This window comes from Rhizobium sp. BK181 (assembly GCF_014193305.1).
In the GTDB taxonomy this organism is placed as follows: Bacteria; Pseudomonadota; Alphaproteobacteria; order Rhizobiales; family Rhizobiaceae; genus Rhizobium.
Genome location: NZ_JACHZA010000003.1, coordinates 484,167 through 509,582 on the forward strand (window position 1 = coordinate 484,167; position 25,416 = coordinate 509,582).

Annotated in this window: 26 protein-coding genes; 18 read left to right on the forward strand and 8 right to left on the reverse strand. The window is 60.3% G+C overall.

The genetic code is table 11. From position 1 onward, the window contains the following. Nucleotides 1-41: 41 nt before the first annotated feature. The gene (locus tag FHT77_RS12270) at nt 42-1,022 is read right to left on the reverse strand and encodes an aldo/keto reductase (RefSeq protein WP_183755287.1); all 981 of its coding nucleotides are present in this window, start codon (nt 1,020-1,022) and stop codon (nt 42-44) included. A 183-nt stretch (nt 1,023-1,205) separates the two neighbouring features. Between FHT77_RS12270 and FHT77_RS12275 the strand changes: the two genes are divergently transcribed. After that, complete coding sequence (locus FHT77_RS12275) at nt 1,206-2,834, forward strand: AMP-binding protein (protein WP_183755288.1); 1,629 nt, start codon at nt 1,206-1,208, stop codon at nt 2,832-2,834. 20 nt (nt 2,835-2,854) lie between these two features. Here FHT77_RS12275 and FHT77_RS12280 read toward each other — a convergent pair whose 3' ends face one another. The 3 genes from FHT77_RS12280 to secA all read right to left on the reverse strand — a co-directional run bounded on the left by FHT77_RS12280 (nt 2,855) and on the right by secA (nt 8,433). Continuing rightward, the gene (locus tag FHT77_RS12280; RefSeq protein WP_183755289.1) at nt 2,855-4,144 is read right to left on the reverse strand and encodes a GNAT family N-acetyltransferase; all 1,290 of its coding nucleotides are present in this window, start codon (nt 4,142-4,144) and stop codon (nt 2,855-2,857) included. A 3-nt stretch (nt 4,145-4,147) separates the two neighbouring features. Continuing rightward, the gene (locus tag FHT77_RS12285) at nt 4,148-5,557 is read right to left on the reverse strand and encodes a lipopolysaccharide biosynthesis protein (RefSeq protein ID WP_183755334.1); all 1,410 of its coding nucleotides are present in this window, start codon (nt 5,555-5,557) and stop codon (nt 4,148-4,150) included. 161 nt (nt 5,558-5,718) lie between these two features. Then, nucleotides 5,719-8,433 carry a preprotein translocase subunit SecA gene (secA, locus tag FHT77_RS12290; protein ID WP_183755290.1) on the reverse strand — a complete coding sequence of 905 codons (2,715 nt, stop codon included), beginning with the start codon at nt 8,431-8,433 and terminating at the stop codon, nt 5,719-5,721. A 246-nt stretch (nt 8,434-8,679) separates the two neighbouring features. Here secA and FHT77_RS12295 point away from each other — a divergent pair, with 246 nt between their 5' ends. From FHT77_RS12295 to FHT77_RS12320, 6 genes are all read left to right on the forward strand, one after another. Then, on the forward strand, nt 8,680-9,570 hold the full coding sequence (locus tag FHT77_RS12295) for a peptidylprolyl isomerase (RefSeq protein WP_183755291.1): 891 nt from the start codon (nt 8,680-8,682) through the stop codon (nt 9,568-9,570). A 120-nt stretch (nt 9,571-9,690) separates the two neighbouring features. Next, nucleotides 9,691-10,932 carry a bifunctional glutamate N-acetyltransferase/amino-acid acetyltransferase ArgJ gene (argJ, locus tag FHT77_RS12300; RefSeq protein WP_183755292.1) on the forward strand — a complete coding sequence of 414 codons (1,242 nt, stop codon included), beginning with the start codon at nt 9,691-9,693 and terminating at the stop codon, nt 10,930-10,932. Then, nucleotides 10,901-11,722 carry a GNAT family N-acetyltransferase gene (locus tag FHT77_RS12305; protein ID WP_409527447.1) on the forward strand — a complete coding sequence of 274 codons (822 nt, stop codon included), beginning with the start codon at nt 10,901-10,903 and terminating at the stop codon, nt 11,720-11,722. The genes argJ and FHT77_RS12305 overlap by 32 nt, the downstream gene beginning before the upstream one ends. After that, entirely contained in the window at nt 11,719-12,138 is a 420-nt protein-coding gene (mutT, locus tag FHT77_RS12310) for an 8-oxo-dGTP diphosphatase MutT (protein WP_183755294.1), read from the forward strand. Before FHT77_RS12305 ends, mutT begins: the two co-directional genes overlap by 4 nt. A 123-nt stretch (nt 12,139-12,261) precedes the next feature. Beyond that, entirely contained in the window at nt 12,262-12,579 is a 318-nt protein-coding gene (locus FHT77_RS12315; protein WP_016556391.1) for a hypothetical protein, read from the forward strand. Nucleotides 12,580-12,646: 67 nt separating this feature from the next. Beyond that, nucleotides 12,647-12,817, forward strand: a complete 171-nt coding sequence (locus FHT77_RS12320) for a Flp family type IVb pilin (protein ID WP_183755295.1) — start codon at nt 12,647-12,649, stop codon at nt 12,815-12,817. A 12-nt stretch (nt 12,818-12,829) separates the two neighbouring features. Here the strand turns inward: FHT77_RS12320 and FHT77_RS12325 are convergent, their stop codons facing one another. Continuing rightward, entirely contained in the window at nt 12,830-13,714 is an 885-nt protein-coding gene (locus FHT77_RS12325) for a methyltransferase domain-containing protein (RefSeq protein WP_183755296.1), read from the reverse strand. Between the two features lie 91 nt (nt 13,715-13,805). On the opposite strand from FHT77_RS12325, the gene FHT77_RS12330 reads away from it, so the two are divergent. Genes FHT77_RS12330 through FHT77_RS12345 form a run of 4 tightly spaced genes read left to right on the forward strand, consistent with a single transcriptional unit; the run spans nt 13,806 to nt 16,166 of the window. Then, complete coding sequence (locus tag FHT77_RS12330; RefSeq protein ID WP_183755297.1) at nt 13,806-14,582, forward strand: ComF family protein; 777 nt, start codon at nt 13,806-13,808, stop codon at nt 14,580-14,582. 34 nt (nt 14,583-14,616) lie between these two features. Continuing rightward, complete coding sequence (gene grxC, locus FHT77_RS12335; protein ID WP_016556387.1) at nt 14,617-14,874, forward strand: glutaredoxin 3; 258 nt, start codon at nt 14,617-14,619, stop codon at nt 14,872-14,874. Nucleotides 14,875-14,883: 9 nt separating this feature from the next. Next, nucleotides 14,884-15,741 (forward strand): carbon-nitrogen hydrolase family protein, encoded by an 858-nt coding sequence (locus FHT77_RS12340; protein WP_183755298.1) that lies wholly within the window; start codon nt 14,884-14,886, stop codon nt 15,739-15,741. Beyond that, complete coding sequence (locus FHT77_RS12345; RefSeq protein WP_183755299.1) at nt 15,738-16,166, forward strand: DUF1178 family protein; 429 nt, start codon at nt 15,738-15,740, stop codon at nt 16,164-16,166. The genes FHT77_RS12340 and FHT77_RS12345 overlap by 4 nt, the downstream gene beginning before the upstream one ends. A gap of 31 nt (nt 16,167-16,197) precedes the next feature. On the opposite strand, the gene FHT77_RS12350 is transcribed toward FHT77_RS12345, so the two are convergent. Then, on the reverse strand, nt 16,198-16,953 hold the full coding sequence (locus FHT77_RS12350; RefSeq protein ID WP_183755300.1) for an SDR family NAD(P)-dependent oxidoreductase: 756 nt from the start codon (nt 16,951-16,953) through the stop codon (nt 16,198-16,200). A 331-nt stretch (nt 16,954-17,284) separates the two neighbouring features. Between FHT77_RS12350 and FHT77_RS12355 the strand changes: the two genes are divergently transcribed. The 6 genes from FHT77_RS12355 (at nt 17,285) to FHT77_RS12375 (ending at nt 21,213) form a co-directional block, all read left to right on the forward strand. Continuing rightward, entirely contained in the window at nt 17,285-17,860 is a 576-nt protein-coding gene (locus FHT77_RS12355) for a L,D-transpeptidase (protein ID WP_183755301.1), read from the forward strand. 170 nt (nt 17,861-18,030) lie between these two features. Beyond that, a complete protein-coding gene (locus tag FHT77_RS31240; RefSeq protein ID WP_088693697.1) occupies nt 18,031-18,162 on the forward strand; it encodes an ABC transporter in 132 nt (43 codons plus the stop codon). 152 nt (nt 18,163-18,314) lie between these two features. Further along, nucleotides 18,315-18,893 carry a hypothetical protein gene (locus FHT77_RS12360; protein WP_183755302.1) on the forward strand — a complete coding sequence of 193 codons (579 nt, stop codon included), beginning with the start codon at nt 18,315-18,317 and terminating at the stop codon, nt 18,891-18,893. A gap of 64 nt (nt 18,894-18,957) precedes the next feature. Further along, on the forward strand, nt 18,958-19,545 hold the full coding sequence (locus FHT77_RS12365; protein WP_183755303.1) for a protein-S-isoprenylcysteine O-methyltransferase: 588 nt from the start codon (nt 18,958-18,960) through the stop codon (nt 19,543-19,545). A gap of 10 nt (nt 19,546-19,555) precedes the next feature. Further along, nucleotides 19,556-20,341, forward strand: a complete 786-nt coding sequence (locus tag FHT77_RS12370) for a hypothetical protein (RefSeq protein WP_183755335.1) — start codon at nt 19,556-19,558, stop codon at nt 20,339-20,341. Then, entirely contained in the window at nt 20,338-21,213 is an 876-nt protein-coding gene (locus FHT77_RS12375) for an SDR family NAD(P)-dependent oxidoreductase (RefSeq protein WP_183755304.1), read from the forward strand. The genes FHT77_RS12370 and FHT77_RS12375 overlap by 4 nt, the downstream gene beginning before the upstream one ends. 9 nt (nt 21,214-21,222) lie before the next feature. On the opposite strand, the gene ubiG is transcribed toward FHT77_RS12375, so the two are convergent. Next, nucleotides 21,223-21,972 carry a bifunctional 2-polyprenyl-6-hydroxyphenol methylase/3-demethylubiquinol 3-O-methyltransferase UbiG gene (gene ubiG / locus FHT77_RS12380; protein ID WP_183755305.1) on the reverse strand — a complete coding sequence of 250 codons (750 nt, stop codon included), beginning with the start codon at nt 21,970-21,972 and terminating at the stop codon, nt 21,223-21,225. A gap of 190 nt (nt 21,973-22,162) precedes the next feature. On the opposite strand from ubiG, the gene FHT77_RS12385 reads away from it, so the two are divergent. Further along, nucleotides 22,163-23,164, forward strand: a complete 1,002-nt coding sequence (locus tag FHT77_RS12385; RefSeq protein WP_183755306.1) for a FecR domain-containing protein — start codon at nt 22,163-22,165, stop codon at nt 23,162-23,164. On the opposite strand, the gene FHT77_RS12390 is transcribed toward FHT77_RS12385, so the two are convergent. Beyond that, a complete protein-coding gene (locus FHT77_RS12390) occupies nt 23,161-25,368 on the reverse strand; it encodes a CHASE2 domain-containing protein (RefSeq protein WP_183755307.1) in 2,208 nt (735 codons plus the stop codon). The two genes, FHT77_RS12385 and FHT77_RS12390, sit on opposite strands and share 4 nt — an antisense overlap. Between the last annotated feature and the right edge of the window lie 48 nt (nt 25,369-25,416).

Sequence of the window (25,416 nt, forward strand, 5' to 3'; positions counted from 1 at the left end):
GCCGGCCGAGGCCAGCGACCGGCGCTTTGCCAACAATCGTTTTACTTGAAGCCTTCGACCCGGTGGGGAACGTAAGGATCTTCGAGGGCTGCAACGTCCTCCGGCGCCAGCTTGACTGCGAGCGCCGCAACCGCATCGGTAAGGTGGTTGGCTTTCGATGCACCGATGATCGGTGCTGTCACCGCGCTCTTCTGCAGGATCCAGGCAGTGGCGATCTGGGCACGTGAAACACCATGTTTCTCGGCCAGCTTGCCGACGGCACCAATGATGGCGCGATCGGCATCTTGCGCCTGCTTGTAGAGCGTCTTGCCGAATTCGTCTGTTTCGCTGCGGGCGGTCTTCTCATCCCAGTCGCGCGTCAGCCGGCCGCGGGCGAGTGGACTCCAGGGGATCACCGCGATCTTCTGATCCTGGCAGAACGGAAGCATTTCGCGTTCTTCCTCGCGATAAAGTAAATTCAGGTGATCCTGCATGCTGACGAAGGGCGTCCAGCCGTTGGCACGCGAGGTGTAGAGCATCTTGGCGAATTGCCAGGCATACATGGAGGAGGCGCCGATATAGCGCGCCTTGCCGGCCTTCACGACGTCGTGCAGGGCTTCCAGCGTTTCCTCGATCGGCGTCGTATGGTCAAAACGGTGGATCTGATAAAGGTCGACATGGTCGGTCCCGAGCCGACGCAGGCTGTTGTCGATCTCGTCGAAGATCGCCTTGCGTGAGAGGCCGGCGCCATTCGGACCGGGACGCATGCGGTTGAAAACCTTGGTCGCGAGCACGATCTCGTCGCGCTTGGCAAAGTCGCGGATCGCTCGGCCGACTATCTCTTCGGACGATCCGTCCGAGTAGACATTGGCCGTGTCGAGAAAATTGATGCCGAGGTCAAGCGCCTGCCTGATCAGCGCCCGGCTTTCTTCCTCGCCGAGCGTCCAGCTATGGTTACCGCGGCTAGGCTCGCCGAAGGTCATGCAGCCTAGGCAGATTTTCGAAACTTCCAGCCCGGTGCCGCCAAAGTTGACGTAGTCCATGAAATTGCTCCAAACATTCGATCGCTACCCAGCGCGCTCCTTGATCTAGCGCGGCAAGCGCGAAAGTGTTGGTTGCTCGCATAAAAGTTTTGTGACCGACCGGAGGGCCGTCCGCTGGTCTCGCGCTTGCGTCGGCGGAGTTTCGGGTGTTAGCTGTTGCAGCATTTGACTGGATTTTCGCCGATGAGACTGCCGCAGCGCGATCGCTATGAAGACCTCTACCGCGATTTCGCGTGGGATATACCCGGGGATTTTAATATCGGCCGCGCGGTCAGCGACGAATGGGCCGAGCGGGTGCCGGATCGGGTCTGCCTTGAGCATTTCAGCCCCGACGGCAATCACCTCTCCATGACCTATCGGCAACTCGCAGATCGGTCTTCTTCGCTTGCCAATGCTCTGATGTCTTTGGCGGTAAAGAGAGGCGATCGGATCGCTTTGCTTCTGCCGCAGTCTTTCGAAACTGTTATCGCTCATGTCGCGATCTACAAGATCGGCGCGATTGCACTGCCGCTGGCTTTGCTCTTCGGCGTCGAGGCATTGGAATACAGGCTACGCACCGCCGGCGCTTCTACCGTCATCACCAACAGGTTCGGACTCGACCGCATCAACCACATACGCGAACGACTGCCCGACCTGGCAGAAGTGATCTGCGTCGATAGCGATCGCCATGGCGTGCGATCGTTTGCAGCGTTGGTCGAAAGCCATCCGCCTGTCTTCGAGGTCGCGAAGACAGCACCCCACGATCCGGCGCTGATGATCTTCACGTCGGGAACGACAGGCCCGCCGAAAGGCGCGTTGCACGGGCACCAGGTCTTGGCTGGACACATACCCGGCATGCAGTTTGCGCACGAAGGCTTTCCGCAACCGAGCGACAAGGTCTGGACGCCATCAGACTGGGCCTGGGCCGGAGGGTTACTGAACGCTCTCCTGCCAAGCCTGCTGCTCGGTGTGCCCGTCGTCTCCTCACCGGCGCAGAAATTCGATGCCGACATGGCGTATCGGATCATGGCCGAGATGAAGGTGCGCAATGGTTTCATCCCGCCGACAGCCTTGCGGCTGCTGAAATCGGTGCCTGATCCGCGCTCCAAGTACGATCTCGTGTTGCGCACGATCGGTTCGGCAGGCGAGTCGCTCGGTGCGGAAACACAGGAGTGGGTCAAGCGCACGCTGGGGATCACCGTCAACGAGTTCTACGGTCAAACGGAGTGCAATTTCGTGCTCTCGTCGAATGCCGCCATCGGGGTCAGTCGTCCCGGTGCGATCGGTCGGCCGGTGCCGGGGCATAGCGTAGCGATCGTCAGCGAGACAGGCAAAGAGCTTTCGGCTGGCGAACCCGGGCAGATCGCCATCCGCAGGCCGGATCCGGTGATGTTTCTCGGCTATTGGAACGACGCCCCGGCCACCGAGCGGAAATTCGTTGGCGACTGGCTACTGACGGGCGATACCGGGCGCCAGGACGCCGATGGTTACGTCACATTCTTCGGACGAGACGACGATGTCATTACGTCCTCGGGCTATCGCATCGGACCGGCGGAAATCGAGGATTGTTTGCTTGGCCATCCGGCCGTACAGCTGGCCGCTGCAGTGGGCAAGCCCGATCCGGTTCGCACCGAGATCGTCAAGGCCTATGTCGTGCTGGCGCAGGGGTTCGAGGCGAGCGATCGACTGGCTTCCGAGATCAGCGACTGGGTGAAGATGCGCCTCTCGATGCACGAATATCCGCGCGAAGTAGAATTCGTTACAGAACTGCCGCTCACGACGACGGGCAAGGTCATCCGCCGTCTGCTCAGAGAGCGGGCGAACGCTGACTGAGCCGCGCGGCAGGACTAGGCTCACAGAGGCGACTTGCCGCCGCGGGCAAGCGACATGATTTTCTGCCGCAGCATTTTCGCGACGTTTCTGGTGCTGCTGTACATGTGAAGCTGGGCGGCCACCTGGCGCACGTCGCGGTCACCATTCTGGCTGAGCCCAATTACCATCGTTCCCATGTCCTCTCGCTCCTGCCAGAAGCGGTCCATGATCGGATGATTTGGAACGGCACAGGAGTCCGAGCGCATGATGTTGGCATCGTCGAGGTGCCATTCCGTCAGCTCGCCCATCAGCAGCTTGCCCGGCGAATAGCGGGAGTAAGCTTCGTCATAGGCTGTCTTCCACGTGTAAGCTTCGCCACCCATCATCAAAACCACCGTGGCGGCGATTGCCTTTCCGTTGAAATCGATCGTGTGGATTCGGACGGCGTCGACGGCGGCAAGGTTCGATACGGCCTCACGGGCAAACGCCGTGTGGTAGCGGTCGGTCACGAGTGCGCTGCGCTTCTTGCCCTTCCAGCCGCCGGCCTCGAGCGCGAGGAACTCCTCGAAGCGCATGTGGACTTCGCGCGGCTGGCGAGCGACGCTGTAAACGACCGTGCCCTGCTCCTCGAGCAGGCGCCACTGCCTGCGCATCTCCCGCATATGCGACGCGGAAATCGAGCTGCGAAGATAGGCGACGGCGTCTTCCTCGCTTTGCAACATGGCGCGTTGATAGGGATTGGTGATCGTGATCGGCAGGTTGCGGCTGATGGCGACCGCCCTTGCCATACGGGCAAAGATGCCGTTCAGCCGGACATCCGGCAGCACGAGGATCTGCGGCAGGCGCAGGTCTCGATGGGTCAGGCCGTCATAGAGATTGTCCAGCGTTTCGCCCGCGTCCTCGGCATCGATCAACGGCGTGCCGAGCGGTGCAAAGCTGTTCGACCAGACACGCACGATCGAGGGGCCGACGGCGAAGCCCGGCTTTTCGACAGAGAACGGCATGAGAAAGCGCATCCGGCTGCGGGTGTCGTTCTGGTCCCGCAACAGGGCGAAGCTAACCTGTCTCTCGTCCAGCCGTGGCATGGCGGGCGCAAGAAAGCGCCCGGTGAAGAAGACATTCGGCTCCATCGCGCGGTTCGACAGAAAATCGAGCTCTTCCTGCAGTTCGTAGCCCAGCTTGCCGGAGTAAAGGCAGAGTTCGCGGCCCGGGCGGCCGATTTCAACACGCGCATCCGCTTGCGGCGTATCGAAATCGAGAGCCGCAAGCTCATGAACCATGCGGTTCGTCGTAACATCGGTCGTTTCGGTGGCTGGAGGATTGCGGACCATTTATCAGGCTTCCATGTCTGTTTTGACCGGGGACGCGGCAAATGCGAAGAGCGCGATGCCAAGCGCGCGCCGGACGGCAAAATGCAGGAGGATGGCTTCCACGCCCATGGCCGAGGCCGTGGCGATTGCAGCACCCTCGATGCCTAGTCTGGGGATGAAATACAGGTTGAGGCCGATATTCGCTGCAAGCGCTCCGGCATAGAGCAGAACACACATATTCTGTTTACCGGCCATCATCAGCAACGTTTCGGCCGGTCCGACCAACGCTTTGGCGAGAATGCCGGCGAGCAGGATCGCCATCACGACGTAGCCCGCCGTGAAGGCACCACCAAAGAGCGAGAGCAGCAGGTGACCGGTAGCGACCACGGCAAGGCCTATGGCAAGCGCAGGCCAGAAAGTCCATCTTGCGGCGTCGATTGCAGCGGCCGCGAGCTGCTGGCGTGTCCCTTCTGCGATGAGGCTTGAAAAGCGCGGGCCGGAGGCGGCCTTCACCGAAAAATTGATGAAGTGGACCAGCGCCATCGTCTTGGCGGCGGCGAAGTAGATCGCGACGTCGTGTGGTTCGAGGAAGATCCCGACGACGACCACGTCGGAATTGGTCAGGAGGAAGCCGACGCCTTCGACGAGGAAGATCGGGAAAGCGACGCCGAGCCAACCGAGAAAATCGACCTCACGCGGACCTTCCTGGTAATGGCGGCGCAACCGTAAAAGCGTTGCGACGTATTGCCCAACGGTGGTGACATAGGTGGCGACGAGCGCGGCCTGCATTGCAGTCATCGCGGTATGTGGCGCGCCGAGCCCGATCGCGGTCAGCATAAAGAGAATGATGAGCACGGGCCGGACGATGTAGGCAGGGCTCAACGCCATGACAGGCCAGTGATTGGCGCGCGACGTGCCTTCCAGAATGTCGCCGAGCGCGATCATCGGCATGGCGATCAGTCCGAGGAAGACCGGCATGACGTAGTAGGTCTCGATCCTGTCGCCGAAGACATGTAGGGCGATCATGCCGACGGCAAGAGTGGCCGTACCCGAAAGTAACCCGAAGATGCGGGCGGTGCCGGTCAGCCCGCGGATCTTCTCAAATGCGCCCACTGCCTTGTATTGCGGCAGGAAACGGACGATGGCGGTGTGAAAGCCGAGGCAGGAAAGATCGCCGAAAAGGACGATCAGTACCCAGACGAATACAAAGATTCCGTACTCGTATTCGCCCATGAGGCGCGCCAATACGATTTGCGACAGAAAGGCGAGGGCAGCACTGACAATGCGGATGGAAAAGGCGGTCAGCGCCATGCGCTGGGCAGCCGCCTTGTCCCCACGTGCAGTCATGACGGCAGTGAGTGTGCGCAGGATACGGCTAGCCGCCGGGCGCAGACCCGCAGGCAGCATCTTTTCCGCCGTCTCAATGACTGCCATCACAAACACGCAAAACTCTTCAGGCAAATCCTAGCCGAAGTCATGGCAGAACAGCGTTAAGAAACGGTTGTAGTAGTGCGCCCGGCGCTTAATGTGATGCGTTGCTTCCACAAAAGAAAATGCCGCCCGAAGGCGGCATTTTCAGAGCGTTTGCTGCTGGCTTAGGCCTGTGCGAAGGCGCCGTGGCAATGTTTGAACTTCTTGCCCGAGCCGCATGGGCAGGGCTCGTTGCGGCCGACGTGACCCCAGGTTGACGGATCGGCCGGATTGCGGTTTTCCGGGGCAACAGTCACTTCCGAAGCCTGGAAGGCCGGCGCGAAATCATCTTCGCCGGTATCCGGATCCAGGTGATGAGCCTGCATGAACGGCGGCTCCGGTTCGGCTGGTGCCTGCTGCACGAGCTCGACGCGCATAAGCTGGGCAGTGACGGCTTCACGCAGGTTGTTGAGCAGCGAGGTGAAGAGCTCGAACGCTTCCGACTTGTATTCCTGCAGCGGATCGCGCTGAGCATAGCCTCGGAAGCCGATGACGGAGCGTAGGTGATCGAGGTTGACGATATGCTCGCGCCAGAGGTGATCGAGCGTCTGCATGACGATCGAGCGCTCGACGTAGTGCATAATGTCGTCACCGAAACGCTCAGCTTTCTCCGTGAAGGCCGCATTGGACGCTTCCGTCAGGCGCTCGCGGATGCTGTCCTCGCCGATGCCCTCTTCCTTGACCCAGTCTTCAACCGGCAGATCGAGGTTGAGCAGAGCTGCTGTCCGCTCCTTCAGGCCAACAGCATCCCACTGCTCGGCATAGGCGCGCTCGGGGATATGCTTGTCAACGAGATCGTCGATGACCTCACGGCGCATGTCGGAGACAGTCTCGGAGATGTTCGCCGCTTCCATCAACTCGAGGCGCTGTTCGAAGATCACCTTGCGCTGATCGTTCAGAACGTCGTCGTACTTTAGAAGGTTCTTACGGATATCGAAGTTGCGGGCCTCGACCTTCTTCTGCGCACGCTCCAGAGCCTTGTTGATCCAGGGATGGACGATGGCTTCGCCTTCCTTGAGACCGAGCTTCTGCAGCATCCCGTCCATGCGGTCGGAGCCGAAGATACGCATCAGGTCGTCCTGAAGCGACAGGTAGAACTTCGAGCGGCCCGGGTCGCCCTGGCGACCGGAACGACCGCGCAGCTGGTTGTCAATGCGGCGGCTCTCGTGGCGCTCGGTAGCGATGACGTAGAGGCCACCGGCGGCGAGTGCCTTTTCCTTGAGCTGCTTGATCTCTTCGCGGATCGCTTCGATCTTGACGTCACGCTCGGGACCGGGCTCGACCTCGCCAAGTTCGCGCTCGATACGCATCTCGAGGTTGCCGCCGAGCTGAATGTCGGTGCCGCGGCCTGCCATGTTGGTGGCGATGGTGACGGCGCCGGGTACACCGGCCTGGGCGACGATATAGGCTTCCTGCTCGTGGTAGCGGGCGTTGAGAACCTGGAAGTCCTTGAAGCCCTGCTTGCGCATCAGCTCGGCAAGAAGTTCCGACTTTTCGATCGAGGTGGTACCGACGAGAACCGGCTGGCCGCGCGTCTGCGCGTCTGCGATCTCGGCGATGATCGCCTTGTATTTCTCTTCGAACGTCCGGTAGACCTCGTCGTCCTCGTCGATACGCTTGATCGGCAGGTTGGTCGGCACTTCGACGACCTCGAGACCGTAGATGTTGCCGAACTCTTCGGCTTCCGTCTGCGCCGTACCGGTCATGCCGGCGAGCTTGCCGTACATGCGGAAGTAATTCTGGAAGGTGATCTGCGCCAGCGTCTGGTTTTCCGGCTGGATCGTCACCTTTTCCTTGGCTTCCAGCGCCTGATGCTGGCCTTCCGAGTAACGGCGGCCCGGCATCATGCGGCCGGTGAACTCGTCGATGATGACGATCTCGTCGTTGCGGACGATGTAGTCCTTGTCGCGCTGGAAGAGCTTGTGTGCCTTCAAGGCGTTGTTGACGTGGTGGACGATCGCAACGTTCTCGATGTCGTAGAGCGAGGCACCCTTCAGCAGGCCGGCCTGACGCAGCAGGTTTTCCAGCTTTTCCGTGCCTACTTCGGAGAAGTTGGCCGAGCGCTGCTTCTCGTCAATCTCGTAGTCGCCTTCGCTCAATTGCGGAATGAAGGTGTCGATCGTGTTGTAGAGATCGGAACGGTCATCGAGCGGACCGGAGATGATCAGCGGCGTGCGCGCTTCGTCGACAAGGATCGAGTCGACTTCGTCGACGATCGCGAAGTTGTGGCCGCGCTGGACCATCTGGTTCTTCTCGTACTTCATATTATCGCGCAGATAATCGAAGCCGAGTTCGTTGTTGGTCGCGTAGGTGATGTCGCAGTTATAGGCAGCCGCACGCTCTTCGTCCGACAGGCCGTGAACGATGACGCCCGTGGTAAGGCCGAGGAAGCCGTAGATCTTGCCCATGGTCGCAGCGTCGCGGCGGGCGAGGTAGTCGTTCACCGTGACGACGTGCACGCCCTTGCCGGCAAGTGCGTTCAGATAAACCGGCAGGGTCGCAACAAGCGTCTTACCTTCACCGGTCTTCATCTCAGCGATGTCGCCATCATTGAGGATCATGCCGCCGATCAGCTGTACGTCAAAAGGTCGCATGCCGAGAACGCGGCGCGAAGCCTCGCGAACAACGGCGAACGCAGGCACAAGGATGTCGTCGAGCGTCTTGCCGTCAGCCAGCATCTTGCGGAATTCGACGGTCTGGGCAGCCAGTTGTTCGTCGCTCAAGGCCTTCGTTTTTTCTTCGATGGCGTTGATGGCTGCGACTTTCGGCTGGAAGGACCGCACGCGGCGATCATTGGCAGAGCCAAATATTTTGCGGGCTATACCGCCAAAGCTGACCATATGACTGGTCCTTTCTCAATAATATTCCCCGGCTTTTCTTATCCGCTGCCCGGCCGAATTTCAGGCACACGTCTCGAAACGCCAGGAAACTGTTCTGGACGCGAGGTTGCGTGACAGATAAGAGGGGGGTCGAATGATGTCAACGGATTTGGCTGATATACAAAGGCCACATTCCGGTGTTGATGGCTGTTTCAGGCTGGATTCACGACGTTGAAGCCGGTGGGGTTAACTGTGAAGGGTTATTTGATGTTGAACTACAACAAACTCGCTGTAATGGCGTTCGCAACCTTCGTTGCGTTCCAGGCGCCGGCACATGCGCAAGACAAGCCGGACCCAGTCGTTGCCAAGGTCGGCGACGTAGAGATCCACCAGTCGGATCTCGATCTGGCCGTCGCCAATCTCGACCCGCAGCTCGCACAGCTGCCGGACGACCAGAAGAAGGTCGCCGCGCTGTCCGCCGCCATCGACGTCAAGCTGCTGGCGCAGGATGCGATTGCCGAGAAGCTCGACCAGACCGCCGAATTCAAGAAGCGCATGCAGTATCTCGCGGATCGCGAACTGCACAATGCCTACTTCAAGAAGCACGTTGTTGACACGGTCACCGACGATGAAGTCAAGGCGCGCTATGACAAGGAAGTCGCGGCGCTCCCGAAGCAGGAAGAAGTGCATGCCCGCCACATCCTCGTGAAGACCGAGGACGAGGCCAAGGAAGTCATCAAGCAGCTCGACGCCGGCAAGAACTTCGCGGACCTGGCGAAGGAAAAGTCTACCGATCCGAACAAGGCTGACGGCGGCGATCTCGGCTATTTCACCAAGGGCCGTATGGTCAAGGAATTCGAAGTGGCTGCCTTCGCGCTTGACAAGGGTACCTACACCAAGACCCCTGTGAAGACCGATTTCGGCTATCACGTCATCCTCGTTGAAGATAAGCGCGACGCTCCTCCGCCGGCCTTCGATCAAGTCAAGGATCAGGTTCGCCAGCTGGTGATGCGCGACAAGTACCTTGCACTTCTCGCCGCAGCCAAGGAAAAGTCCAAGGTCGACATTACCGACGAAGCGCTGCGCAAGGGCTATGACGACGCCAACAAGCAGCCGCAGCCGGGCGACGAACCGCCAGCCGCGCAGCCGCAGCAGTAAGATCCAAAGTTTAGGGCCCGGTTCTTCCGGGCCCTTCCCTATAGCAGTTGTCGTATTTCCGCAGGGCGAGCCGGCTTATACTTCGCCCTGAAAATCCTTCCAGCCATCAGGTCGATCGCCATGTCCGGTTCCGTTTCTCCACTTGCTCCGAAATCCTATGCCACCGTGCCCGCCTTGCGCGGCGTGCGAATGGCCACTGCGTCGGCCGGCATCAAGTACAAGAACCGCACCGACGTGCTGATGATGGTGTTCGACAAGCCCGCAGCGGTTGCCGGCGTCTTTACGCGTTCGAAGTGCCCCTCTGCACCGGTCGATTTTTGCCGCGCAAACCTGCCGCATGGCACCGCGCGCGCTGTTGTCGTCAATTCCGGTAATGCGAATGCCTTTACGGGCCTGAAGGGGCGTGAGGCGACTGCCTTGACGGCAAAGTCGGCAGCGGCTGCCGTTGGTTGCGGTGAGAGCGAGGTTTACCTCGCGTCCACCGGCGTCATCGGCGAACCGCTGGACGCGACGAAGTTCTCCGGCGTTCTCGACCAGATGCACGCGGATGCAACCGGCGACTTCTGGTTCGAGGCCGCCAAGGCGATCATGACCACCGACACCTATCCGAAGGTCGCCACCCGCAGCGCGGAGATCGGGGGCGTGAAGGTGGCGATCAACGGCATTGCCAAGGGTGCCGGCATGATTGCTCCCGATATGGCGACCATGCTTTCCTTCGTGGTAACCGATGCCGATATCGCTCCCGCCGCCCTGCAGGCGCTCCTGTCTGCGGGTGTTGATCCGACGTTCAATTCAATGACGGTCGACAGCGACACCTCGACCTCCGACACGCTGATGCTGTTTGCTACCGGCGCGGCTGCCGAAGATGGTCAAGTTCGTGTCGAGAAGGCCGATGATGCGCGCCTGGCCTCATTCCGCGCTGCGCTCAATGATCTTCTCAAAGATCTTGCGCTGCAGGTCGTGCGCGACGGCGAGGGTGCCACGAAGATGCTGGAGATCACCGTGACCGGTGCCGAAAGCGATGCGGCTGCGAAGAGGATCGCGTTGTCGATCGCCAATTCGCCGCTGGTCAAGACCGCTGCTGCTGGCGAAGACGCCAACTGGGGCCGTATTGTCATGGCCGTCGGCAAGTCGGGTGAGATGGCAGACCGCGACCGGCTGGCGATTTGGTTCGGCGATGTGCGTGTCGCCGTCAATGGCGAGCGTGACGCCGGTTATTCCGAGGAAGCCGCAACCAACGTGATGAGAAAGCAGGATATTCCTGTGAAGGTCGACATCGGTCTCGGAAACGGCACCGCTACGGTCTGGACGTGCGACCTTACAAAGGAGTATGTCGCCATCAACGGTGACTACCGGAGCTGATCTTTCATTGACTGAAACTTTATCCAAGAAGCCAAATCTGCCGCTCGTGCGCAGGCTGGAGGCCGTCGGCTTCCGCGCCTGGCCGGCCTCGTCCGTACAGTATGACGGCAGCTGGCAGGTGCGGCTGACCGCGGGACATCCGTCCAACCGGCTGAACTCCATCGTGCCGCTCGATCCTTCGGATCACCGCGATGTCGAAATTCGGCTGGCGAAGGCAAGTCGCAAGTTCGAAGCCTATGGCCGCCCGGCTGTCCTTCGTCAGACACCGCTGGCCTCACCGGTGCTGATCGACCTTATTCGGGCGCAGCAATGGTCATCCTTCGACGAGACGATCGTGATGACCTGCGATCTTGCCCACGCGGAGCTGCCCGATACGCTCGATCACTTGCCGACCCATGACATCGGCCGCTTCGTGGATGCCAATCTGGCAACCGACGGCGTCTCGTCCAAGCTGAAGCCGGCGCTCGCAGAGATCATCAACGCGATCAAGCCGCCGTCAGGCCTCTTCATGATCGAGGACACGCAGACGGGACCACTCGCAACGGTCCTTTGCGTTCAAGACAATGACCTTGCCGGCATCATGTCCCTTTCCGTTGCCAGGGAGCGCCGCCGCGAGGGATTGGGGATGGAAATCCTGACCTCCGCCCTGCGCTGGGCCAGAATGCGCAGCGCCCGTTCGGCCTGGTTGCAGGTGAAAGCGACGAACTCTGCGGCTTTGGCGCTTTATGAGCGGCTCGGCTTCCATGAGGCCTACCGCTATTCCTATTGGCGGCAGGAGCCGTCGCGATGAGTGACGCCACGCCCGCCCGAAGCATCCTTCTTGTTGCCGCTTGCGCCCTGATCGATTCGGACGGACGCATCCTGCTGGCGCAACGCCCCGAGGGAAAATCACTTGCCGGACTTTGGGAGTTCCCCGGCGGCAAGGTCGAGCCGGGCGAGACGCCCGAGGAATCACTGGTGCGTGAGCTGCATGAGGAACTGGGGATCACGACGAAGGTCGCCTGCCTGGCGCCGCTCAGCTTCGCGAGCCATACCTATGAGAAATTCCACCTTCTGATGCCGCTCTATGTGTGCCGGCGGTACGAAGGAATTCCGCATGGGAAAGAGGGGCAGGCGTTGAAGTGGGTGAAGCCGCAAGCGCTACGCGACTATCCGATGCCGCCCGCGGACGAGCCACTCATTCCGATCTTGCAGGATTTACTTTAGGAACTTCTGATTATTATTCCGCAAGCGTCCAATTTGGGTGTGGATATTAATCGATCGTTTAACACCTTCTGCCAAATATCGGCCTCAATCAAGCAACTGGCGTGTGTGTAGAAGGCTTGACGCATGGACGACGATTTCTGGAAAGCTGTGAGAGAGAAGCAGCAGACCTCGACTGGCTCTAGCAGGACGGGGGCGCTGAACATCGCGCTGCTGTTCGGCACGGCTGTTGTAGCCTTGACTTTGATCTTGACGCCGATGCTTGCCGACAAGTCCAAGTCGAGCGTTTTTGCGAGCGCGCCATCTGAATTCGATACAATGACGACCGGCTCGATTCCGAAGACCGAGAACGGCAAACGCTACACGATCCGCCGGAGCGTCCTTCAGGAGACACCTGGCTCGGTCTGCGTCGTTCAGGGATACGGAAGCGGGGTTGGCTGCTGACACCGACGTTGTTGCTGCGGCAGCCGCAACGTGTTTGACGACTGCCGCTTGATCGCCGAGGTGGGCAATGCAAAGAGTAAGGGCATTTCTGGCTGATATCCGTGGCGCGACAGCGATCGAGTACGGCCTGATTGCATCGCTGATAGCGGTTAGCCTAATCGTTGGGTTCGGAGCGATGAGCGGTAGCCTCGCGGACCTTTTCGTCGGCGTTGGCAACTATCTCACATTACCGAACTAGGACGAGCGGTCGCTACTGCTTGAGTTTGTGTTCCTCGACCTTCAACGCGTCGGCGAGCCTGACCTTCGCCGATCCAGGTCGAAGCGGCTTCTGCTGGCTTTCGTGCGGTGCCCATCCCGAGACATAGATGATCGAGAAGGTAGCTCTGATCCGGCCATCCGGGTCGGCATAGCGCTCGGCGTAGATCTCCGCCGCCCGTAGGAAGAAGGCGCGTGTCAGGGGCTTGCGACTCCTCGCTACGAGCGGATTGGTCATCCCCATCGCCCGCAAGTCCTTCATCAGGGGAAAAATCGAGTCGTAACGCACCGTATAGGTCTCGGCGTCGATGACGGGAAGGGCAAAGCCTGCGCGCTGCATCAGTCCGCCGACATCTCGCACATCAGCAAATGGAATCACCCGCGGACTCGCGCCCCCGGTAAGCTCGATCTCCGTTGCCAGCAGTACGTCGCGCAACTCTTGCAACGTCCCCGCGCCTGGGATCGCCGCAAGAAAGAGACCATCGGGTTTCAAAGCGCGGCGAATCTGGATGAAGACGCCTGGCGTATCGTTTGTCAGGTGAAGACTGAGCGGCGCCAACACTAGATTGGTGGATTGCGGCTCGAGAGGAACCTCTTCGAGAGTGGCCTTGATGAAGGCCTCCTCTGCTTTCGCATAGGCCTGCTCGCTCTCGACCCGGGTCAGTTTGCCGATCTTACCGGTTGAAATCGCTGCGCGGGCCGCAACACCGGTCGCACCATGCAATTCGACAGCATGGTCGAACGTCCGTTCGACCACCGCAAGGCGCTCACCCAATTCTTCCGCGGCGATATCAAGGAGAAACGTCGCCTTCGGGTCATGGTTGAGAAGCGCGCGATGCCGGTTTGCGGCAATCCGGGGCTGGTCGAAGATGATATCCATGGGCAGTGCATAGTCCCACGAACAGGGTGTCGCAAGGCGATTTTCTCCAGACGCGAAACGCGCTAGTCTCGCGTAACGGGTTGAGGGGCAGATGGGATTTAGGGGATTACGATTGCCCGCGGAGTTGAATGGGGCGCTCCTGACGCGTCCCTTCCAGCTGTTGGCCGACCTCGTCTATCCGCCGGGATGCGTGGTTTGCGGTGTCGCGACCGGCCGCCACAGCGGCCTATGCCCGACATGCTGGTCTGGCCTGCGCTTTATCGAGCGGCCCTATTGCGAGGTCCTGGGCGTGCCATTCTCGCATGATCTTGGCTCGGGTATCCTCAGTGCCGAGGCAATTGCCAATCCTCCGCCTTTTGACCGACTTCGATCCGCTGCTTTTCATGACGAGCCGGTGCGTCAGTTGGTGCATGGCCTGAAATATCGCGACCGAACAGATCTCGCGCCGATGATGGCCGGATGGATGCTACGGGCGAGTGACGGTATGGTCGAGCGCTGCGACGCCATCTTGCCGGTGCCGCTGCATCGGAGCCGAATGTTCTCGCGCAAATTCAATCAGGCGGCCGAACTGGCCCGTCATCTCGCGCAGCAATCCGGGAAGGTGCTGCTGCCCGCGACGTTGTTGCGCATCAAGCGGACCCGCCCGCAAGTGGGGCTCGGCGCAAAGGCGCGCGAGGAGAATGTGCGCGGTGTCTTCGCGATCGCCAAGGCGCGGGACAACGACGTCTTCGGCAAGCGCCTCGTCCTGGTTGACGACGTTTACACGACCGGCGCCACCGTTGCGGCGGCGGCCAAGGTTCTGCGCAAGGCGGGGGCGACCGACATCACGGTTTTGACCTTTGCAAGGGCTCTTTCAGAAACTATATGACGAAAAGATAACTTGTATTTTGTCTGGAGTCCTAATGGCACCCGTCACCATCTATACGCGCCAAGCCTGCGGCTATTGCGTGCGCGCCAAGTCGCTGTTGTCCGAAAAGGGCGTCGATTTCGTCGAGCACGACGCGACCTTCGCGCCTGATCTCCGCCAGGAAATGATCGGCAAGTCCAACGGCCGCACGACGTTTCCGCAAATTTTCATTGGTGAGCAGCATGTGGGCGGATGCGATGATCTTTACGCGCTGGATCGCGCCGGCGAGCTCGATCCGCTGCTCGCGGCCTAAGGAAGAGAAATGACGTTTAGGGCTGCTGCCATTCAGATGTGTTCCGGTGTCGATCCCGAGAGGAACGCCGCGGCGATGGTGCGCCTCGTTCGTGAGGCGGCCAGTCAGGGTGCGACCTATATACAGACGCCGGAAATGACCGGCATGCTGCAGCGTGACCGGGCAGCCGCCAAGGCTGTGCTGCGCGACGAGGGCAACGATGTCATCGCTCGCACTGGTTCGGAGCTCGCCAGAGAGCTCGGCATCTTCATGCATGTGGGGTCGACCGCGATCGCTCTGGATGACGGCAAGCTCGCCAACCGTGGCTTTCTCTTTGGTCCCGACGGCAAGATCCTCAATCGCTACGACAAGATCCATATGTTCGATGTCGATCTCGACAACGGCGAAAGCTGGCGCGAGAGCGCGGCATACCGTCCGGGATCGGAGGCGCGTGTGTTGTCGCTGCCCTTTGCCGAAATGGGTTTTGCGATTTGCTATGACGTCCGCTTCCCGGCGCTTTTTCGTGCGCAAGCTGTCGCCGGAGCCGAAGTGATGACGGTGCCGGCCGCCTTTACGAAGCAGACTGGCGAAGCTCATTGGGAAATCCTGCTGCGGGCGCGCGCAATCGAGAATGGCGTTTTCGTTGTCGCTGCTGCTCAGGCCGGTCGCCACGAGGACGGGCGTGAAACGTTCGGTCACTCGATGATCGTTGATCCATGGGGCAGGGTGCTGGCGTCAGCCGGTCCGGAGGGCGAAGCCGTTATCGTCGCCGACATTGACCCCTCCGCCGTCAAGGCCGCGCATGACAAGATTCCGAACCTGAAGAACGGTCGCGATTTCTCTATTGAGAGGGTTGCGGGGGTTGTCGCAGGAGGCGTCGCGGCTTGATCCGTTATTCTTTGCGTTGTGAAAATGCCCATGAGTTCGAAGGCTGGTTTTCCGAAAGCGCCGATTTCGATCGCCAGATCGCATCCGGCTTCTTGACCTGTCCTAGCTGCAATTCGGCGTCGATCTCCAAGCTCCTGATGGCCCCCTCGGTGTCGACCGCGCGCAAGAAGGACGAAATGCAGACGCTGGCGATGGATACGATGCGTCGGGATGCTTTTCAAAAGCTGAAAGAGGCCGTTGCGACAATCAAGGCCAATTCCGAGGACGTCGGTACGCGATTTCCCGAGGAGGCCCGCAAGATCCACTACGGAGAAAGCGACGCTCGCGGGATCATCGGACAGACGACAGTGGATGAGGCGCAGGCGCTTCTGGACGAGGGCATTGAGATCGCCGCCCTGCCTGTTTTGCCTGACGACGTGAACTAGACTGGAATCTTCAGTTTAACCCCGAGAAGCTCTAGTGCGCGCTGTAGGCTCCGTCGACGAGATGGTAGCTACCGGTGATGAAGCTCGCCTGCTCGGATAACAGGAAGCAGACGAGAGCCGCCACTTCTTCCGGCGTGCCGCGCCTTCCCATGGGCTGTAGCGCCTCCATGCGTCGGCTGCTGGCAATGTCGCGATGTTCGGACGAGAGCGGCGTTTCGATCCAGCCGGGACCGACCGCGTTGATTCGAATGCCCAGGCGAGCATATTCGATCGCAGCTGCCTTTGTCAGTCCTACGACGCCATGTTTCGCTGCCGTATAGGCGCATGCGATTGGCAAGGCGACGGTGCCGAGCACTGAAGAGACGTTCACGATAGCACCGCCGCCACCCGCGAACATCGCTCCGATTTCGTACTTCATGCAATAGAAGACGCCGTTGAGGTTGACGTCCATCAGCTTGTGCCAGTTGTCGAGGGGGTAGTCGCCGGTTGCCTTGCGAACACCATCAACGCCGGCATTGTTGACGGCAAGATGCAGGCCGCCGCACGTCTCGACAACCGTTCCAATCAGCTTTTCTACCGCTGCCGCGTCGGTCACATCGACAGCGAAATGGCGCGACAGGCCACCTTGGACATGAATCTCATCGGCAACGCGCTCCGCTGCCTCGGCATTGATGTCTGCGACGACGACCTGCGCGCCTTCCTCAGCCAAGCGGCGGGAGATGGCTGCGCCGATGCCGGAGCCGGCGCCGGTGACAATCGCTACTTTTCCTTCGAAGCCAAGGTTCATCGTTTCCCGTTATGCTCCCCCTGCAGCAAGGCAATGCCGATGTGGCAGCGCATCCTCGCCAAATTCCCTGATGCGCCGGCGCGCGAAATCGGTCCAAATTAGCTTTTTGGTGCTTGTTCCCGCAAGAGGCGCGCGCCGCCGCGATACCTTTATGAAGGACTTATACAACGATAGGATGGTTTTTGCATGGAAAGGGTTAGCCGAGCCCGCCCACTAATGCGCCCATATGCAATTTGTGGAGGCTTAGATTCTCTGTGGGGTTGAGACTTGGCCTGAAAACCACGGAATGCTAAAGGAAGGAAGTAGGGCTCACCAATCTTAGCAGGTAACGATGGATAACGACCATATTACGCGCCGTGGCCTTGTCTTGGGCTGTGTCGCTTTGATGACCTCTGGATGCACTACGGCGAGCTGGCCGATAGGGAATCCGTTCTCCTCGACGAGTTCTCCCATCCGTCGGCGGGAAGTTGCATATTCGGGCAGCGAGCAGCCCGGCAGCGTAGTCGTCAACACCTATGAGCGTCGTCTCTACTACGTCGAGGGTGAAGGCCGCGCGACACGCTACGGTGTTGCCGTCGGTGAGGAAGGTCTCACGCTTAAGGGCAGCGCCGTTGTTGGCCGGAAGGCTGAGTGGCCATCGTGGACGCCGACGGCAAGCATGATCGAGCGCAAGCCGCGTTTGGCGCAATATGCAGGTGGTGTTCCCGGCGGCGAGAACAATCCCCTCGGTGCGGCGGCGCTTTATCTATACCGCGGCGGACAGGATACTTATTTCCGAATCCACGGAACAAACGAACCATGGCTGATTGGGCAGGCGGTGTCTAATGGTTGCATCCGCATGACCAATGAGGACATCATTCATCTCTACGGGCGGGCACCCGTCGGGACGCCAGTTTTGGTCATATGATACTTACATTTTGTATCGATATTGCCACCGTCTGTTAGCTTTGCGCGTCGCTTGCGTGACGTGGGGGTAGGCTGTGCCCTTTCTGCACTTGGCTTGGGGCTATTTTACCGCTATTAGTAGAATCGTTGCCTTCGATAACCTATTCCATGCTAACGGAGAGGACTACTTTGATGAGCAGAATCCTAATCATGTGCCTGGTTGCGTTGTTTTCCGTTTCGAGCCTGACGGCTTGCGGAGCAGTTGGTAAAGGCAAGGGGAAGGCCCCGCCACCGGTGGCTGAAGCCGCACCAATCACCAAGTAACATCTGATCTTTGAGTTAGGGGGAGGGACTTCGTGGCCCCTCCCCCGAATCGTTTGTCGGAGCCGGGCCGCCTCTGCGCAAATGCGCAACCCTAGGCTGGCATTTTTGCTTGAGGGTCCGCGCTCATTCGATGTCGGAGATAAAGCGTAACGATGACGCTTGCAAAAGGCCCCCTTTTCCTCCTGGTTCTCACCGCTCTCGCACTCACATCTTGCCAATCGGACGACAAACCGCCGCAACCGAGGTTCACTTCGGATGCCAGCGGTTCACAAGTCGGTAAGGCCTCCCAGCGCGAAGGCCAGTATTTCATCGAGTTCCGTTCACGCTATGCGCTGACCTATGGCCATACCTACGCGGTCTTTGGACGCCTGAACAAGGCCGGCGGGATGATCAATCCGGAGGTTGCCGGGCTTGCGCCGGCTTCTGCTGACGCTGCGCCTTACGTTCTCGGGCATTTCATTCCCGTTCCGGCTACGACCGGGGCGACGGATGGTGACCTTGAAGAAGCCTACCGTTCGGCAAGTTGGCGCATTCTGCTCACCCAGGCCGAGTACAACAAAACCGTCGCTTTCATTCGCCAATTGCAGGCAAAATCGAAGTTGTGGCAGGCCACGGTCGACAATTGCAACAATTTCGTCGGCGAGATTGCAGGTTCTATGGGATACAAGACGCCGAGCATCTGGCTTCGTCCGCAAGAGTTCATTACAAAGCTACGAGAAATGAATACGTGAGTGCGAAGCGAGCCGATCAGGTCATCGCCTTCGCATGATCGACGAAGGACTCCGGTGATCTGAATTGAGCATTGCTCTCATTGGTAAAATCGTGTGGGTGCTTGGCATTATCGCTTGGTATGCCATTCGCTATCCCTCGGAACGCCGCGCGAGGCGCACAAAGGTCGTTAGCGATCGTCGCTCCGGCGTGGAAATAGTTGGCCTTTCGGTCGCATTGCTCGGGCTCGCGTTCATTCCGGGCTTCTACGTCGCCACGGGGAAGCCGGAAGCTGCCGACTACCCGGCGCATTTGTGGGCGGTGATCATTGGTGCAGTCTTGTTTTTCTCGGCCATGTGGGTCTTCCGCAGGACGCACAAGGCGCTCGGCAGGAACTGGTCGATCTCCCTGCAGATACGCGAAAAGCATGAGTTGATTTCCCACGGCCCCTACGCGCTCGTCCGCCACCCGATGTATACGTCCTTTATGCTCATGGCGCTCGGCCAGGCGTTTCTGCTGGCGAATTGGGTGGTTGGGCTGGCTGGGGTGATCGGCTTTGCAGTCCTCTTCTTTCTGCGGGTGGACAAGGAAGAGCGGATGATGCTCGAGATCTTCGGGCCGGAGTATCGCGCCTACATGGACCGGACGAAGCGAATCATCCCCTACATCTATTAGAGGACGCATGATGCGGGGACGTGCCATCAAGCTTTCGCCATCGCGGCGTCTCGTCGGGGACCTGATGAGGTTTTCGATCGGTGTGCCGCGCGTCACAGTTCAGAGGCAGATGAATCTCGCGCCGCTGCAACAGGCGAGAATGGCGCAACAGACCAAGACATCGTGGACGGTGTTGTTTCTGAAAGGTTATGCGCTTCTCAGCCAGGACGTTCCGGAACTGCGGCGCGCGTATGTCAAGTTGCCCAGGCCGCAGCTCTATGAGTATCCGGTCAGTGTTGCCTCTGTTGCGCACGAGCGGGAGCATGACGGCGAGCGGATCGTTCTGCTGAGTACGATGAAGGATCCTGAGCATCAGTCCATCGGGGAAATCGAAGAACACTTCCTTGCAGCCCGATCGAAGCCGATTCATGAGATCAAGGAGTTTCGCAGGGCACTGAAATTTGCCCGCGCGCCGGGCCCTATCCGCTGGCTGCTGATGTGGCTCGGGCTGAACCTTGGACGACAGCGCGGGCGGCGTTTCGGCACATTCCAGCTATCGGTCTATTCGGGCCTCGGAGCAGAATCCTTGAACCCGCTGACGCCGCTGACCACCATTTTCAACTATGGGCCGATTTCCGAAGACGGGACAGTCACGGTCCGCATCCACTACGACCATCGGGTGATGGATGGCGCGAACGTTGCGCGTGCCCTGGTTCGCTTCGAGAGCATCCTGAACGGCGCGATCGCCGATGAGGCCCTAGGCCTGGCTACCAGTGAGGTGATCTCCGGTGAGGTTGCGTCAGGAACGGCATCATGATGGACGAGCAGCGTGAAACATTGCGCCCCGCCGTCGTCGTCGTCGGTGGATCACGGGGCATCGGCCGGGCAATCGCGAAGGTGGCTGCACGAGACGGGACGGTCGTCCTTGTTGCACGGTCGCTGGATGGACTGGCTGCCGCGGCGAGCGATGTGAAAGAGGCGGGCGGCCAGGCATTCACGCTGTCGCTTGACCTTCGTGCAACCGACGCATCGGCACAATTGAAGGAATTCCTGGCTTCCAACGGACTGTTTTGTGACGTGCTGGTCAACAGCGCCGGCTATGGTTTGCGTGGGGCAGCAACGACGCTTCCTATTGCCGACCAGCTCGGCATGGTCGACCTCAACATCCGCGCACTGACGGATATGACGCTGCATTTTCTGCCGGGAATGGTGGCGCGCGGGCGTGGCGGCGTACTCAATCTCGGTTCCATTGCCGGCTTTACTCCCGGTCCGAACATGGCGCTGTACTATGCCAGCAAGGCGTTTGTCCGCTCTTTTTCGGAGGCCTTGCATCAAGAGGTCGGATCGACCGGCGTTACGGTGACTTGCGTCGCCCCCGGGCCGGTGGCGACAGAGTTCCTTGAAAGTTCCGGCGCGGGTCGGGCCGCGCTGTTCAAGATCCTGCCGAAGCTCAGCGCCGACTACGTGGCCGAGCGCGCCTGGCGCGGTTTCAAGTCCGGCCGTCGGCTGGTAGTGCCGGGCCTGTCGGCAAAGCTAGTGGCCTTCGTGGCGTCGTCGCTGCCGTCGGCGGTGAAGGTGCCACTGATCGGTCGTCTGCAACGGCGCAGTCGCGACCTGTGTCCTTGCGGTTCGGGCAAGCCTTTCAAGGAGTGTTGCGGCTCGCGACAGGGACGCCGGGCAAGCGCCTGATCGTGGATGTTATGGGCCCGCGCGTTTCGCCAGCAACATGTAGTTCACGTCCATGTCCTTCGACAGATTCCACTGGTTTGACAGCGGATTGAAGAACACGCCTGTGCGGTCGATAATCGTGAGGCCATTTTCCGTGACAGGCTTTTCGATCTCTTCTGGGCGGACCAGCTTCTCGTATTGATGCGTGCCCCGCGGCAGCCACCGCAAGATATTCTCGGCGGCAAAGATGGCGAGTGCGGCCGCCTTCATCGTCCGGTTGATCGTTGCGACGAACATCAAACCACCGGGGCGAACCATCTTGGCGCAGGTGCTGAGGAAGAAATCGACGTCTGCGACGTGCTCGACGACCTCCATGTTTAGAACAATGTCAAAAGTCTCGCCAGCCTCTGCAAGCTGCTCGGCGGTAGCTGCACGGTAGTCAACGGCGACGCCGGAAGCCTTCGCATGCGTCGAGGCAATTCCGATATTCTTTTCAGACGGATCCGCACCGACGACGGTTGCTCCCATCCGTGCGACTGGCTCCGAGAGGAGACCGCCGCCGCAACCGATATCCAGAACGCGAAGCCCTTCAAGCGGCCTTGCGCTGCGAACATCGCGGCCGAAGGTCTCGGCTGCCTTGTCGCGGATATAGGCGAGCCGAACGGGATTGAATTTGTGCAGCGGCCTGAACTTCCCCGTGGGGCTCCACCATTCTGCCGCCATTGCCGAGAAGCGGTCCACTTCGTCCTGGTCGATCGTGCTCTTTGCCGCTTCGCTCATACTTCCGTTCCTCGCATTCGTTCTGAGTGAAGTCGGACGAAGTGTCGACGAAGTCAAGGGCTGGGCGTAGACGCTGCGTCATAAGCAACCCCAAGACGAGGCGAGAAAACGCTCAGCCTACACCAAGAAGATGAGGAGACGTTAAAGTTAACAATATGCTAATATAAAAAAAGTTTGTTGGGGGGCGGTCATGTTTCGCTTCTGTGGTGCTGTCGCTGCAGGTGTCTTTGCTGCGTTTTTTGGCCCGATGACGGCGTTTTCCGCCGAGCCTGTTGGTCAGGCGACATTGATCCGGACCGAGGTCTCGGGCGAGACCGGCCCACTGGTGGTGCGATCGCCTGTTCACAGAGACGAGCGTATAAAAACATCATCCTCGGGTCTTGGGCAGTTCATATTCAAGGATGGGACGAAGCTTGCCGTCGGTGCTGGCTCGACGGTTGTGATCGACAAGTTCGTCTACGATGATTCCGCTTCCGTGAAGCGGCTTTCGATCAAGGCGGCGAAAGGCACGTTCCGGTGGATCAGCGGCAATTCGGCATCGTCCGCCTACTCGATCGTAACTCCGGCAGGGACCATTGGTGTACGTGGTACCGCCTTTGACTTCTACGTCGGACCCAACGGGACGACTGCCATCGTGTTGCTGAGTGGTGCGGCGAGTTTCTGTGGTCCGGGTGGCTGTCGGCAATTGCGTCAGCAGTGCGACTGCGTGGTTGCAACTCGCGGCGGCAGGATGACCGATCCTAGCAAGGTCGACCGTCGTACGCTGCAGACGCTGAGCAATCCACGCGCGCTGCCGTTCCTCTCCGGTGATCAGCAACTTTCCGGCGTGCTCGGCGGCATTCGTACAAGCTGCGGGCTGGCATCCTTGCGACAGGACCGCCAGGATCGACCACAGCCGCAGCGGCAGCAGCAACCGGCTCCGCAAGCCCCCGCGCCGGCGCCACCTCCACCCGCGCCTCAGCCGACCCCTCAGGCACCTCAAGCGCCAGAGCCACAGCAGCAGCCGCCGGACACGCCGGATCCACCCGATAAGCCAGACAAGCCTGACCATCACCACCACCACCATCATGACCGGGATCACCACGGGCGCGACCACGACGACCGGGATCATCGCGGACGTGGCGGGGACGATAATGATCGAGATCGCGGCGGTCGCTATGGTGGCGGTGGAGGCAGAAGCGGCAATTATTAAGGTTCAAGATGCACCTTGGCGTCGTGCGGTAAGCCGACGCGAGTACCGTCGTGATCGCTGCCGGGACTGTCACGGAAGTGGTCGGCTCGGCGCCCGAGACGGCTGTAAAACTGAGGCAGTGTCGCGGTTAGCTCCCCCGCCTTTAGTTTGGCGACGTTGAGCATTTTCCGGCTCTCCGCCGAATGAGTGCGGAGCGCTGCAACGAGCGCCGTATGAATGCGCTGCATGTCGCTAAAAGCACTCGATTCCCGAACCCGCTCGCCGCCTACGACAGCGTATAGTCGTGCCCGGCTGCTCTTGCCCTTCAGTCCGAGCAGCCCGGCGTCGAGCAGTGCGAACTGTGCCATTTCGGCAGCGGTGTTCTCCGAAACGAGGATATCGAAGCCAACCTCCTTGCAGGCAGATTCGATGCGCGCTGCGACGTTGACGGCATCACCGACGGCAGAATAGTTGAAGCGTGTCTCCGCTCCCATGTTGCCCACACAGGCAAGCCCCGTGTGAATGCCGATGCCGATGCCCACCTGATAGTCCGAGCCGAAGCCGAAGGCATCCGCCGCGTTGAGGGATGCAAGTGTTTCACGCATGGCAAGGGCCGCGCGAACCGCCTTGGCAGGGTGGTTTGCGACATCCACCGGGGCGTTCCAGAAGGCCATGATCGAGTCGCCGATAAACTTGTCGAGCGTGCCTTCATTGGCAGTCACATGACGGCTGAGGGCATCGAGCAGCGTATTCAGAAAGCGGACGACCTCGGCGGGCTGCAGCCGTTCGCTGAGTTCGGTGAAGCCGCGCACGTCAACGAACATTACCGTCAGTTCGCGGTCATCGCCTCCGAGGCGCATCGCATCGCGGGTGTGCTCGATCCTGTAGAGCAGGGAGGGCGAGAGGTATTGCCCGAAGGCTCGGCGGACTTCGCGCCGCTCGCGGTCGATGACGAGGATACGAAACGAGGTGGCGGCGAAATGGATGATCGAGCCGGCAATGATCGGAGCCAGCGGGTCCAGAAGCAGGCCCCAGGCGGAAAAGGCAAACCAGGAGGCGGCGAGCGCCAGCGCTGTGATACACAGGCCACACGCGAGTGCCACGGCCGGGCTGACGAAGGTCGTCAGCACGACCAGGATCGTGCCCAGCACGGCAATCGCAAGAATTTCCAATCCGTCCGCCCAGTCCGGTCGGGAGAGAAAATGACCGGTCAGGATTTGCTCGACGGTCTGGGCGTGCATGGAGACCCCCGGAACGTTCTGGCCGAGGGCGGTCGTGCGAATGTCCTGCAGACCGGCGGAGGACGTGCCGACGAAGACTATACTTCCTTCGATCGCAGCGGCGACCTGCGGATCGACACCCTGCGGCGCAAGAATCTTGCCGGCGGAAATATACCGGTCGGCGATGTCGGGGCTGGTGTAAAGCCACAGTTCCCCACCTGCAGTCACCGGCACGACGAACTCGCCAATCTTGACCGAGGTCAGCGTGTCGGGAGCCTCGGGAGCGGCCGCCAGTACATAGGTGGAGGCGCCCTGGGCGACACGCAGGGCCTCGATCGCCAGATTCGGATAGAGTTGTTCGCCGTCCGTCAGAAAGAGAGGGACCTTGCGAACGACTGCGGAGGGATTGCCGGGATTGAGGCTGATGTGGCCGAGACCCGTCGCGTTGATCTGCAACTGCGGGCGGATTGGTGTCGCTGCGTCCAGGCGGGGAGGAGCGTGGAGAGGGCTCTCGCCGGTAAAGGCAAAGCCCGCCTTGACCGGCGGTCGATAATTGCCTTCAGTGGTTAGGCCGAAGCCGAGCACCACCGGACGTCCGGCGATCGCCTCGGCGAAAAGCTCGTCATTGTCGGGCAGCCGGCTCAGCAGGGTCGGATCGACGCCGGCGACATCACGCATGACGGTGCGTGGCGACAGGCGGTCTGGCTCGGCGAACAGCACGTCGAAGGCGATCGCAGCTGCGCCCATATCCGACAGCCGCTGCACGAGAAGGGCAAGCCGGTCGCGTGGCCAGGGCCACTGACCGAATTCCTTGAGCGAGGCTTCGTCGATGTCTATGATACGGACCGGCGTCGGCTCGAAGGCGCGCGGCGAAATGCGCTGATACTCGTCGAAGGTAATGTCACGGATTTGCCGCAGAAGCGGCGGATCGCTTGCCCGCAGCATCGTGAAGGCCGCGACAATGGCAAGGCCGATGATAACGCCTATTTGCTGCGCACGCGTCATGATCCGATCGAGGCCCTCGCGCCGGAGACCTGGCGGCACAACAGGACC